This window comes from Rossellomorea sp. YZS02 (assembly GCF_033963925.1).
GTDB lineage: Bacteria > Bacillota > Bacilli > Bacillales > Bacillaceae_B > Rossellomorea.
In genome coordinates this window covers 1-11,866 of the sequence record NZ_JAXBLY010000040.1, presented here as the reverse complement: position 1 = coordinate 11,866, position 11,866 = coordinate 1, and the positions used below count along the sequence as shown (strand labels likewise).

At 42.6% G+C, this 11,866-nt stretch carries 11 protein-coding genes, 1 pseudogene and 1 riboswitch; of the genes and pseudogenes, 9 read left to right on the top strand and 3 right to left on the bottom strand.

Translation table 11 applies throughout. From position 1 onward, the window contains the following. Window positions 1-250: 250 nt before the first annotated feature. From SLH55_RS22930 to SLH55_RS22915, 4 genes are read left to right on the top strand one after another with little or no spacing between them, the layout of a single operon-like run. Window positions 251-817: an RNA polymerase sigma factor gene (locus SLH55_RS22930; RefSeq protein WP_320324551.1), complete on the top strand. Its 567-nt coding sequence runs from the start codon at window positions 251-253 to the stop codon at window positions 815-817. Continuing rightward, complete coding sequence (locus SLH55_RS22925; protein ID WP_320324550.1) at window positions 795-1,604, top strand: hypothetical protein; 810 nt, start codon at window positions 795-797, stop codon at window positions 1,602-1,604. The genes SLH55_RS22930 and SLH55_RS22925 overlap by 23 nt, the downstream gene beginning before the upstream one ends. Next, window positions 1,588-2,475: an ABC transporter ATP-binding protein gene (locus SLH55_RS22920; RefSeq protein WP_320324549.1), complete on the top strand. Its 888-nt coding sequence runs from the start codon at window positions 1,588-1,590 to the stop codon at window positions 2,473-2,475. Before SLH55_RS22925 ends, SLH55_RS22920 begins: the two co-directional genes overlap by 17 nt. Beyond that, complete coding sequence (locus SLH55_RS22915; protein WP_320324548.1) at window positions 2,472-3,599, top strand: hypothetical protein; 1,128 nt, start codon at window positions 2,472-2,474, stop codon at window positions 3,597-3,599. Before SLH55_RS22920 ends, SLH55_RS22915 begins: the two co-directional genes overlap by 4 nt. A 185-nt stretch (window positions 3,600-3,784) precedes the next feature. Here the strand turns inward: SLH55_RS22915 and SLH55_RS22910 are convergent, their stop codons facing one another. Genes SLH55_RS22910 through SLH55_RS22900 form a run of 3 tightly spaced genes read right to left on the bottom strand, consistent with a single transcriptional unit; the run spans window position 3,785 to window position 6,063 of the window. Further along, on the bottom strand, window positions 3,785-4,306 hold the full coding sequence (locus SLH55_RS22910) for a hypothetical protein (RefSeq protein WP_320324547.1): 522 nt from the start codon (window positions 4,304-4,306) through the stop codon (window positions 3,785-3,787). An 18-nt stretch (window positions 4,307-4,324) separates the two neighbouring features. Further along, a complete protein-coding gene (locus SLH55_RS22905) occupies window positions 4,325-5,125 on the bottom strand; it encodes an SAR2788 family putative toxin (RefSeq protein ID WP_320324546.1) in 801 nt (266 codons plus the stop codon). Window positions 5,126-5,139: 14 nt separating this feature from the next. After that, window positions 5,140-6,063 carry a S8 family peptidase gene (locus SLH55_RS22900; protein ID WP_320324545.1) on the bottom strand — a complete coding sequence of 308 codons (924 nt, stop codon included), beginning with the start codon at window positions 6,061-6,063 and terminating at the stop codon, window positions 5,140-5,142. A 553-nt stretch (window positions 6,064-6,616) separates the two neighbouring features. Next, window positions 6,617-6,721: riboswitch (SAM riboswitch) on the top strand. Window positions 6,722-6,832: 111 nt separating this feature from the next. Here SLH55_RS22900 and SLH55_RS22895 point away from each other — a divergent pair. The 5 genes and pseudogenes from SLH55_RS22895 to SLH55_RS22875 form a co-directional block, all read left to right on the top strand. Continuing rightward, on the top strand, window positions 6,833-7,858 hold the full coding sequence (locus tag SLH55_RS22895) for a methionine ABC transporter ATP-binding protein (protein ID WP_320324544.1): 1,026 nt from the start codon (window positions 6,833-6,835) through the stop codon (window positions 7,856-7,858). Continuing rightward, window positions 7,848-8,510, top strand: a complete 663-nt coding sequence (locus SLH55_RS22890) for a methionine ABC transporter permease (protein ID WP_320324543.1) — start codon at window positions 7,848-7,850, stop codon at window positions 8,508-8,510. The genes SLH55_RS22895 and SLH55_RS22890 overlap by 11 nt, the downstream gene beginning before the upstream one ends. 11 nt (window positions 8,511-8,521) lie before the next feature. Continuing rightward, the gene (locus SLH55_RS22885) at window positions 8,522-9,358 is read left to right on the top strand and encodes a MetQ/NlpA family ABC transporter substrate-binding protein (protein WP_320324542.1); all 837 of its coding nucleotides are present in this window, start codon (window positions 8,522-8,524) and stop codon (window positions 9,356-9,358) included. A 12-nt stretch (window positions 9,359-9,370) separates the two neighbouring features. Continuing rightward, complete coding sequence (locus SLH55_RS22880) at window positions 9,371-10,567, top strand: M20 family metallopeptidase (RefSeq protein WP_320324541.1); 1,197 nt, start codon at window positions 9,371-9,373, stop codon at window positions 10,565-10,567. Window positions 10,568-11,353: 786 nt separating this feature from the next. Then, window positions 11,354-11,866 (top strand): annotated as a pseudogene (locus tag SLH55_RS22875) (hypothetical protein); the annotation flags it as partial.

Sequence of the window (11,866 nt, the reverse complement as noted above, 5' to 3'; positions counted from 1 at the left end):
ATTTGAGCACGCTCAAATTCACCTTTTTTTCTATTAGAGACTAGTTTTGTCCCAGCCTCTTTTATTTCAAGGTGTACAAAATGATTGAAGGTGACTTAATTGAAGAACATTGCTCAGGTTCATAATGTTTGAAATAATTGGTAGTATCTTCTGTTTAGTTAACAACTATTCACTCACCAAGGATATTATTTTTAGCTCATATAAATCTTTTTTTTATCTTTTCTCGTCTTACATATTGAGGTGATAGAACGTGTATGAAGACCAGCAGCTTATTCAGGAAATTCTTCGTGGCAGCCAGGCTGCGATGGAGGTTCTGACTCGTAAATACTATAAAGATGTTTTCGCTTTTGTTTATCGGAAAACAGGAAATAGGGATTTGGCTTATGATTTGACTCAGGAGATATTTATCAAGGTCATTAAGAAAATCGGATCTTATTCGAACACTGGCAGCTTTAAAAGCTGGGTGTTTTCGGTCGCAGTAAATCACTGCCGGGACCATTGGAAAAGTGCAGAACATCAACGAACTCAAAAGCAGTCCGAGCTTTCGGAATACCTGACAAATGAAAGAACAAATGTTTCCTACATATTCGCTCAAAAAGAAACAAGGGAGAGAGTGAAGATGGCCATCGGCGAGCTACCAGAGTATCAGAGGGATGCCATCATCTTGAAATATTATCATGAGATGAAGATTCATGAAATTGCCTCGATGACAGAAGCCAGTGAATCTACTGTGAAGTCCAGGCTTAGACAGGGACTTGGAAAACTTGCGAAACTATTAGGAAGAGGTGAGGAATATGGACAGCAGCAGAAGAAATGATGAGGCTCAGGTGGACCTTGAGTTAGAAGAACTGGAAAAGGAACTCGGGTTCAAACTAGATGATTATGATGTCGAGTATCCAAGTGAGTCAGAAATGATGAACACGATTGAAGCGATTAGGCCATTTGTCCCTCAAAAAGAAAAACGGAGGAAAAGTTACACGAAAATCATCATGCCATTCATAAAGAATTCTTATCAAGAAATCTTTTATTTCAGTCCTTTATTTTGGCTAGTAAACTGCTTGTTTTTGTTCATTTGTAGCTATGCTGTATTCATTGCTGATCAAGATCCTTATGTGGCGCTGATGCTCCTTGCCCCATTGCCAACCATCACTGGCTTATTTGAAATCCTTAAAAGCAGACTTACCGGTATGGCAGAGCTCGAGCTGTCCTTTACATTCAGTTTGCAGGAAATAATCCTATCCAAGATGCTGATCATCGGGGTGTTCAATGTTGGAATCAATCTGGTGGCAATGGTTCTTCTATCTTTTTTTGGCGGCGATGTATGGGCAGGGAAGATGCTGCTTTATTGGATGACTCCTTTTACGGTCATGACAGGAATTTCTTTCTTGTTTGTCAATCGGGTGAGACAATTGCATGCTGTCACGGCGACATTGGTATTTTGGCTAGGAATCGGAGTGTTTTTAAGCAGTGAAGAAGTGATTGAGAAGATTGAATCAATTTCTGCTGCCGTTTATGTGCTAGTGATAATAGCAGCCTTTAGTTTCGTCATTTTACAAGCTGCTCGGTTTTATAAAAGGAGTGCAGATTATGAACTTAACCATTGATGGAGTATCGAAAGTGTTTAAAGAGAGACATTCAGAAAAAAAGGCGCTGGATAAACTCAACCTGGAATTCAGCACTGGCGTTTATGGAATACTCGGTGCCAATGGATCTGGAAAGACGACACTCATGCGGATCATTGCCAGTGTAATGAAGCCAACAGAAGGGACGATATATCTAAACGGCAGGGATATAGCCAGCCTGAATCACGAATACCGTGCCTTGATCGGATATCTACCTCAGCATGTAGGATTGTATAAGAATTTCTCAGCTGAAAAGTTGTTACATTATATCGCTGCTCTGAAAGGACTCTCAAAAGTGGATGCAAAGGAGAAGGTGGATGAAACACTAGAATTAGTCGGGCTTTCTCGAGAGCGGAAACAAAAAGTAGGAAAATTCTCCGGGGGGATGAAAAGGAGGATTGGGATTGCGCAGGCTTTATTGAACGATCCGAAAATCCTGATTGTGGATGAACCAACAGCAGGTCTTGATCCAAAAGAACGTATCCGGTTTCGAAATCTGTTATCGAAAATATCAGCAAACCGGATCGTTCTTCTATCCACTCATATTGTATCGGACATTGAATTCATTGCAAAAGAAGTTCTGATACTTAAAGAAGGAAAGCTCATCAAAAAAGAATCACCGAATCATTTGTTATCAGGAATCTCACAAAAAGTATGGTCACTAACCGTAGAAGAAGAAGAGTTGGAGAAGTTACAAGCTGGAAATAGGATTGGAAATATCTCGAGAATACAGGAAGGATTTCAATTGCGAATCATCAGTGAGGATAAACCTCATCCTGATGCAGTCAGAGTGGAACCCAATTTGGAGGATTTGTATTTGTACTACTTTGATGAAGAGGAGGGGACAGGATGAGGTTGTTAAAGTTCGAGCTCTATAAGATTTTCAGTCAAAAAATGATTTATATTACCTTTTTGGTCCTCATCCTTCTGTCGTCCATGTATATATCAAACTTCGAGAAGATAGATGATGAGACGAAGCAATTTTATAAGACATGGGAAGGAACCCTAACGTCAGAGAAAATACAGCAGGCTAAATCCTCTAATGACCAACTAACGATTAAAGCAGAAGAAAAGGTAGAGGAAATGAGAGCTAATGGGACAGAAGGGAGTTTCATTTCTGAGAATGATCAAATCCAGTCGGGCATCTATGAAAATATTGCGTTTATTGAGAGCGTAGAAAAAGACGTCAACCAAAAGCTGAAGGAACTGGAGAATTCAACAAAGTATAATGCCGGTCTTGAAAAGAGGCTGTTAGAAAGCGTGGACCTATCCTATTTTTCTTTTCACAAAGGGCCGAAAGAAATCATTGACTATACGGGGACGTTTTCTTTTATCATTACCGGGGCAATGCTATTAATCGGACTTTCTTCTACCTATACCAGAGAGTACAGTACAGGCGTAGACAATTACATACTGAGTTCAAGAAAGGGAAGAACAGATCTAACTTGGGCGAAGCTTGGAGCAGCTTTCATTTATGCTCTAGCGGTGGTAGCCTCATGGGAAGTAGTAAACGTCATAACTAAGCTCTATATTCTAGGGAATTTGGGTTGGGAGACACCGCTCCAATTTGTTTTTAGGTATGATCATTCTCCTTATGGACTGAATATGCTGGAATTCCATTTGATTCAACTTGGAATTCATCTTGTAGCGGCCTTTGGATTTGCGATTCTGATTCTATTCATTTCATCCATCAGTAAAAATTCACTGATTTCATTTTTCATATCGGGCGCGTTATTTTCTCTGCCTTTTATGGCAGTAGAAATGGTGCCAATGAAAGCAGGGCTCTCCGATATGGTGAAATTTTCTTATCTCTACATCATGAAGGTAGAGTTCCTGTTTGCCCACTTCAAAACCATCAACCTATTCGGGTATCCACTCTTATACCCTGTTGCAGCAGTTCTGTGGATGGGAATACTTTCGGTTTTAATAGCCGCTGTTACATTTAAGGTGTTGAAAAATAAAGAGGTAAGCATTTAGATATATGGTGAAGGGGGACAGGTGGGATCAACTGTCCCTTTTATAAAAAAATGTAGTTAATATTGATAAATCAGCCTTTCTCATAAAATCTACGAAATGATTCCGAGAGTGACTGTCACTTGAAAGCCCCCAAAGACAAAACCCTATGTCATTGGGGGCTTTTAAGATAACGTCTAAAATAGATACTAATCTAAGTAACCAAGGTTAGAGAGAGCACGCAAGTATTCTTGGAAATCCCTATTATCCAGTGTACTCTGGTTAAGGTCTACTCCAATAAAAACGGTCATTAAATCAAACATTTTCTGACTATGGCCGAGTAATTTCACATCTTGGATTTTCCCTTCATGATCGGTGCCGAAGAATACCATGACATAATGTCCTTCTTGAATCCTGGTATATTCTACTTCACTCTTAGTGGCGATTTCCAAGTTCAGCGGGTTTTGTTTATTCATTTCTTTCAATTCTTCGATGTCTTTTTTTTCTTGTTCAGTAAATAAATTTAACAATACTTCAGGGTCTTCAAGTTTAAAACAAGTATCCAGTCTTTTCTCCTCATCTGGTGATAGGAGGAAAGCTACTTCTTTTATTGGATAAGAAACTGCAGAATATTCTCTCATTAAGAATGTTTTTGCTTCTTTTATTGTGTATTGATTCGGAATGGAGAGGTGCTTATATCTTTTATAAAGCTCTTCAATTGTTGAACTCATGGTCATATTTCCCCTTTATCAATAATAAAATGAGTGGCCGCCTGAGCGATTATATAAGTGGAAATGAAAGTAGTATCCTTCAGCTGATGATTTTCCTTTATCACGTTCAGGACCTATTGGGGCTTTATTTCCACCAGCTTTTCGAGCGATTAAGGCAGCCTTGCTGTAAGAGACAGACCAGACATTATTTGCCTTTTTGTCCTTCGATTTCAATCGTGATACTGCTTGAGCTTCTGACAAAGGGTTCCCGATAAACAAGTCGCCTTTAGTTAATATAGCCATATAATGGTCATGCTTTTTCTTTTTTAATTTCTCAGATACTTCTTTCACCGCTGTATAGGTAACTCCAGCGATGACAACTGCAAGTCCTGCAGAAATCAAATGGGCGATTAGTGCCTCTCCCAACACGACTCCAAGTGGGATCAACCATACAAGCGAAGCATTTAATTCATTTGAATTTACTTCATACTGCTCCCCGGTTTCCTGATCAATGAACGTAGCAATGAACTCTTCGTCTGTTGCCGTATTCACTATAACATTATATGATTTTTCAATCATCTGACCTAATTCGTTTTCTTCTGTGGAGTTAATAGTAAAAGTATTACTCTCTTTATCAAGAGTGGCTGATACAACGGCATTCTCTTTTTCAGCATTGGTTTGTACCGTAATTTCTTCTTCGGTATTTTCAACTAGTGTAATATCTGATTGAAGTGATGATTCATTGGCTCTTTCCTCAGCAAATACTGGTGTGATGGATGATAATGTGCTAAATATTAATGTGAAAATTAATAGTGACGATACTATTTTAGTGAACTTCACTGTTTTCTTCCTCCCTATAGTTGAATAAGTCCATGCCCATATCTATTCTTTTCGCCTAATTTGATAGACTGCTTTTTTAATAGCTTTTCAATTGCTGAATAATAAGAAGGACTGTTTCGGTTTGGTAAATCATATTTTTCTGTATTGGATAGAATGGCTGCGATGGTTCCTGTTACAAAGGCAGCAGCAATGGATGTTCCTTTAACAGTCCCATATCGATTCCCATTTAATGTAGTGACAATATCTTCACCCGGAGCAGAATAATCAATCTTTCCTTTTGATGATAGACTTGAGACTTCTAGATTAGCATCAAGGGCATTGACTGATATGACTTTGTCATATTGAGCCGGATAATCATTTTGAAAGCCATAATTGTTTCCAGCAGAAGCAACGACTATGATGCCAGCTTCAAGGGCCTCATTGATCGAAGCTTTTAACTCGGCTTTATCTTTCGGCATACCTAAACTGATGTTAATGATGTCCACTTTTTGCTTTATAGACCATTCAATCCCCCTGCTTAACGCTTTTACATTTCCTTTTCCTTGGTCAGATAAGACTTTAACAGAGAAGATCTCCACAGATGGAGAAAGACCGACTATTCCCTTATCATTTGGATTGGCTGCAATCACTCCTGCTACTGCAGTACCATGTCCAAAGTGATCGACAACGGCTTCACCTGGATTTATTGCGTTGTATTCTTTTTTTATTTTGCTTTTTAAATCCTCATGATCCTTATCTATTCCGCTATCTAGAATGGCCACTTTTACTTTTTGTTTATACTTTTCACCATTTTCCTCTTCTCCTTTTATACTTTTAACCCCCCACGGTACAATTGGGCCTTCTTGTTTCGTAATCCATTGCAGGTCTTCATTAAGTTCTTGATTAAAAGAAGGGGCGCTCGAGAGAGGAACATAATGATAAGCAAAAATAAACACCATTAGAACGATACTTGCCCCCCATAACAGTCTTTTTATACAATCACCCCTTTTGGAAGATACTTGAATGTCAGTAGGCAAAAAATATTATATTTGGATTTATAACTCTGTGTAAACTTAAATAATATTAAGGTATCAAACTAGGAAATTGTATAATTCCTTTAGAGGATCGTTTACACACTACAAAGCAGTGAATTATCAATGCTGCTGTGTTTAATAATTCAGCATTAATATTCTCTAGATATTGAGCTCGAAGTTGTGCATGCTTTTCTAAATTTTGTTTGATCCAATCCATGTAAGCCATATAATTTTTGAGTTTTTTGGAATTTTTCTATTTCGAAAAAGGGAAGTTAAACAGAAGTGCAGACGTAAATATATGGACCTTTGTGAAAATCGTCCTTCTGCTTGCCAAATGAAGAATGGTTAAAGTGTCCCCAGTTGAATAGTTCTCCCAAATACAATTAATTCAAAATCAGGATTGACAACCCAACTAAAATCCTTTACCATTACCCTAATGCAGAAACGCATCATAACTTTAACTTAATAAAGCGATATCTTCTTATCCAGAGAGGTGGAGGGACTGGCCCTGCGATACCTCGGCAACGGGTTCTTATGAATACCGTGCCAATTCCATCAAGTCATGTGACTTGAAAGATGAGAAGAGCGGGACATATACATATTTTTGTGCCTCTCTTCTTATGAAGGGGGGCACTTTTTATTTGAGCCATGATCGTCAACAAGAAGAATACATAGCGAAAGGAGCAAGTCCTGTATGATCAGAGTTCAGAATGTTACAAAAGTTTTTGAGACGAAGGATGGCCCCTTCACCGCTTTAAAGGATGTTTCCTTCGAAGTGAAGAAGGGAGAAATTTATGGCGTGATCGGATACAGCGGAGCGGGAAAGAGCACGCTTGTCCGCTGTCTCAATTATTTAGAGAAACCATCCTCGGGTGATATTTTCATAGAGGGGAGCAGCCTGAAGGATCAGTCGGCCATCGATTTGAGGAAGGAGCGGCACCGTATAGGGATGATCTTTCAGCACTTCAATCTGTTTCAATCCCGGACGGTGGCAGGGAATATCGCCTATCCTCTGAAACTGGCAAAATGGCCAAAAGATAAAATCAACGAAAGAGTAAAGGAGTTGCTCACGTTTGTCGGACTAGAGGATAAAGCGAAGCATTATCCGGATGAACTGTCAGGCGGGCAGAAGCAACGGGTGGGGATAGCAAGAGCCCTAGCGACGTCGCCTTCGATTCTGCTCTGCGATGAAGCAACATCGGCACTTGATCCTCAGACAACGGAATCGATTTTGAATCTATTAAAAAGAATTAACGCGGAGTATGGCATTACGATTGTGATGATCACCCACGAAATGGGGGTTATCCGGGAAATCTGTGACAAGGTCGCGGTCATGGAAAATGGAGAAATTGTGGAGGAAGGAAGCGTCTTCGATATCTTCTCAAACCCGCAGACCTTAACGACGAGAAACTTTGTGAAGAGTGTTATGAATGATCAGCTGCCGGCATCAGTTCTTGATAAATTGAATGACAGCAAGGAAGGGCGCATTTGCCGCCTCATTTTCAAAGGGGATTCGACGGGCACGCCGATCCTGTCCGAAACTGCAAAGACATTCAATGCCCATATCAATGTTTTATTCGGCCAAATCACGGAACTTCAGGGCAAGCCGTTCGGGAATCTCATCGTACAGATCATCGGCAGCAAAAAGGAAACAGAAGAAATCCTGGAATATTGGAGAAACAGATTATTTGTAAGCGAGGTGGAGAAGTGTGCAAGTTAACTGGGAATTATTCTGGCCAAGAATTATAGAAGCGACATGGGATACCGTGGCGATGGTGTCATTCTCCCTTCTATTCGCCACGTTGATCGGGCTTCCCCTCGGTATCATCGTCGTGGTGACGAGGAAGGGGCACTTACTTGAACATAAAGCCGTCTTTTCCGTATTAAGCAGCATCATCAACGTGTTTCGTTCGATCCCGTTCATCATCTTGATGGTGGCCATCATACCTTTTACAAGATTAGTAGTGGGCACATCGATCGGAACGGCTGCAGCAGTCGTACCACTTGTCGTATTTGCGGCACCGTATATTGCAAGGTTGGTTGAGAGCTCCCTCCTTGAAGTGGAACCGGGTGTCATTGAAGCGGCGGAGTCCATGGGGGCCGGGCCGTGGCAGGTCATCTTCGGGATCCTCATCCCGGAAGCACTGAGTACACTGGTCCTGAATATCACGATCGCCACCATCGGACTTGTCGGCGCATCGGCCATGGCCGGGGCAGTCGGAGGCGGTGGCCTCGGGGATCTCGCCATCGCCTACGGATATCAGCGATTTGAAACATCTGTCATGATCGTCACTGTCATCATTTTAGTTGTAATGGTACAGGGACTTCAGACTGCAGGGAATACATTATCAAAAATCATCAGGAGACGATAGGAGAGAGGAATATGAAAAAATCAATCAGTCTAGCAAGCTTAGCCATTCTATTATTTACCTTACTATTGAGTGGTTGCTCGGGAAACAGTGCATCCGGTTCAGGTGACAAAGAAGTCGTGAAAGTCGGAGTGAATGGATCCGGGGTGCCGATCTGGGAGTATATGAAAGAGAAAGCAGCGAAGGAAGGGATCGACATCGAGATTGTGGAATTTGCTGATTATGTGAGACCGAACCAGGCGCTGGCCGATGGGGATATCGACCTGAACGCCTTCCAGACGATTTCGTATTTTGATTCTTTCGTGGAAGAACATAATCTGGACCTTGTACCGATTGGCTCGACGATCATCGCTCCAATGGGAATCTATTCGGAAAAATATAAATCGGTAGAAGACTTACCGAAAGGCAGTAAAGTAGCGGTTCCTCAAGAGGCAACAAACCTTGGCCGGGCCCTTCTTCTACTGGAGGAAGCAGGTTTAATTCAACTGAAAGAAGGGTTTGATCAGTCACAGGGTCTCGAAGCAATCAAAGAAAATCCGAAAAATCTTGAATTCACACCGGTCGTCGCTGCCCAGACACCAAGGGTATTGCCGGATGTTGCGGCATCGATCATCAATAATGGTGTGGCGGTTGAAGCAGGGATGGTCCCGGTTGATGACAGCATCTATATCGAAGGGGCGGAATCCAAGCCGTTCATCAATATCATCGCAGCACAGGAAAAAGATAAAGACAATAAGACTTATCAAAAGATCGTGGAGCTCTATCAGGAAGATGACGTAGCGGAACATATCAAGAAAACATACAAAGATTCCCTGATCCCGACATTCGTGCCGGTCAGTGAATTGCATTAGGAGGGAAAAGAGATGAGTCAACCAGCAACAATTGCCGATCGTAAACACAACATCCTCTCAGCAGTGGATCAATTGGCTGTGAAACTCGTGTCGACCAGCCATCAGATCCACGACCAACCTGAAATCGGAAACGAAGAGTTCTTTGCTTCAGAGACTTTGACCACCCTGCTTGCAGCAAACGGGTTCACCATTGAACAAGGAGTGGCGGGTCATGAAACTTCCTTTGTGGCACGCAAACATTCAGGGAAAGAAGGTCCGGTCATCGGCTACCTAGCTGAATATGATGCCCTGCCTGGACTTGGTCATGCTTGCGGTCACAATATCATCGGGACGGCAAGCTGCGGGGCGGCCATCGCCCTGTCGTCCGTACTCGAGAAAACAGGAGGGGAAGTGGTCGTGTTCGGGACGCCTGCAGAGGAAGGCGGTCCGAACGGTAGTGCAAAGGGCAGCTTTGTAAAAGCAGGCTTGTTCGAAGGAGTGGACGCCTGCATGATGGTCCATCCGTTCAACCGAACCACACAGACTGGGAAAACCCTTGCAGTGGACCCCCTTGATTTTGAATTTAAAGGAAGATCTGCCCATGCGGCTGCTTCCCCTGAAGACGGCATCAATGCCCTCGACGGCGTGATCCAGCTGTTCAACGGCATTAACGCCCTTCGCCAGCACGTGACCGATGATGTACGTATCCACGGTATCATCACTCACGGCGGGGATGCGCCAAACATCATCCCTGACTACGCGAAAGCCCGCTTCTATATACGCGCGGCAACCAGGGAAGCGTGCAATGAAGTTACGAAGAAAGTGAAAGCGATCGCTGAGGGATCAGCCCTTGCCACGGGGACGAAACTGAATGTCATCAAAATCCAAAATGAAGTCGATCACTTTCAGCTCAACCGCCGTTTTGATCAAGTATTCCAGCGCTCCATCGAGTCACTGGGCGAATCCTTCGACGATACAGAACGAAAAGGACTCGGCTCATCCGACGCCGGAAACGTCAGCCGGGTGGTCCCGACCATCCATCCCTATATCAAAATCGGGCCCAAATCCCTCGTCGTCCATACGAACGAATTCAGGGAAGCGGCGAAATCCACCGAGGGTGACCGTGCCCTTGTAATCGGGGCAAAGGCACTTGCGTTGACGGGGTATGAACTGCTGACGGATAAGGGACTTTTGAAGGAAATATGGGAAGAGTTCGGTTCAATTAAATAAAAACGAGGAGACAGCCAAATCAGGGCTGTCTTTTTGTGTTGCGTCGCTTCATGGAGAATGTAAGAAGAAGGCATTTTATTGCCTTAATAATAGTATCTGCTCTAACATTTTCCTTGATTAATTTCATTGGGGGTATTCCTCTAAAAGGCCATATTGTGGAATAAGAATTGATAATAAATATACGATTCTCACACTATAAAGTTACATTTTTATTTCTTGAGGAGAATCTAAAGTGGATAATATTGGTGCGTTTTTTACTTATATGAAATATAAAACACTTATACCTCCTACTTTTTATTTAAGTCCTTCATTGATCAGTAAAGTAAGGGTACATAATTCATTATCCAAGGGATTTGTACCCTTTTTCGTTGTCCCATTGTACACCTTTTTTTGCAAAACCAAGATATACGTTGTGTCCATCTCCCTCCATAAAAAATACATATATATATAGATATTGTTAAATAGTGCAGTTTGTTTTCAATCTATGACTGTCGGTTGTAGATTGAGAGAATTAGATGCCGAAAACAGATTAATACACTTTCTAATCGCTCTAGAACGTATATTTTATTAGCATTCTTGTTCAAGACCAGCATCTGTTTAAGATTTTCTTCCTGGAGGAGAGGAAATTGAACAAAAAGAATAATCATAAGAAATTGAAGTTAGGAAGACAAAATTATTCATTGGGTGACTATTTTAAAGATTTATATGAACCGCCTGAAAGCTGTTCTTTCTATCCATATAAATGTCCTCCAGGGCCCCAAGGCCCACAGGGACCACAAGGGATAAATGGAGAACAGGGTCCACAAGGGCCGGCAGGGGGAGAACAGGGAGAGCAGGGCCCTCAAGGCCCACAAGGTCCTCAAGGCCTACAAGGAGACCAAGGTCCACAAGGAGAGCAAGGCCCTCAGGGAGAACAAGGCCCTCAAGGAGAACAAGGCCCACAAGGCGAACAAGGCCCACAAGGAGAGCAAGGTCCACAAGGCGAACAAGGCCCTCAAGGAGAACAAGGCCCTCAAGGCGAACAAGGCCCTCAAGGCGAACAAGGCCCTCAGGGTGAACAAGGCTCTCAAGGAGAGCAAGGCCCACAAGGCGAACAAGGCGAACAAGGCTCTCAAGGAGAGCAAGGCCCTCAGGGTGAACAGGGTCCTCAAGGAGAACAAGGTCCACAAGGAGAACAAGGCCCTCAAGGAGAGCAAGGCCCTCAAGGCGAACAAGGCCCACAAGGCGAACAAGGCCCTCAAGGAGAGCAAGGCCCTCAGGGTGAACAGGGTCCTCAAGGAGAACAAGGTCCACAAGGAG

Excerpts from the sequence above, each read along its gene's own strand:
- SLH55_RS22895 (WP_320324544.1), top strand. The coding sequence starts at position 6,833 with ATGATCAGAGTTCAGAATGTTACAAAAGTTTTTGAGACGAAGGATGGC.
- SLH55_RS22885 (WP_320324542.1), top strand. The coding sequence starts at position 8,522 with ATGAAAAAATCAATCAGTCTAGCAAGCTTAGCCATTCTATTATTTACC.
- SLH55_RS22915 (WP_320324548.1), top strand. The coding sequence starts at position 2,472 with ATGAGGTTGTTAAAGTTCGAGCTCTATAAGATTTTCAGTCAAAAAATG.
- SLH55_RS22880 (WP_320324541.1), top strand. The coding sequence starts at position 9,371 with ATGAGTCAACCAGCAACAATTGCCGATCGTAAACACAACATCCTCTCA.
- SLH55_RS22910 (WP_320324547.1), bottom strand. The coding sequence starts at position 4,306 with ATGAGTTCAACAATTGAAGAGCTTTATAAAAGATATAAGCACCTCTCC.
- SLH55_RS22925 (WP_320324550.1), top strand. The coding sequence starts at position 795 with ATGGACAGCAGCAGAAGAAATGATGAGGCTCAGGTGGACCTTGAGTTA.
- SLH55_RS22920 (WP_320324549.1), top strand. The coding sequence starts at position 1,588 with ATGAACTTAACCATTGATGGAGTATCGAAAGTGTTTAAAGAGAGACAT.
- SLH55_RS22900 (WP_320324545.1), bottom strand. The coding sequence starts at position 6,063 with ATGGTGTTTATTTTTGCTTATCATTATGTTCCTCTCTCGAGCGCCCCT.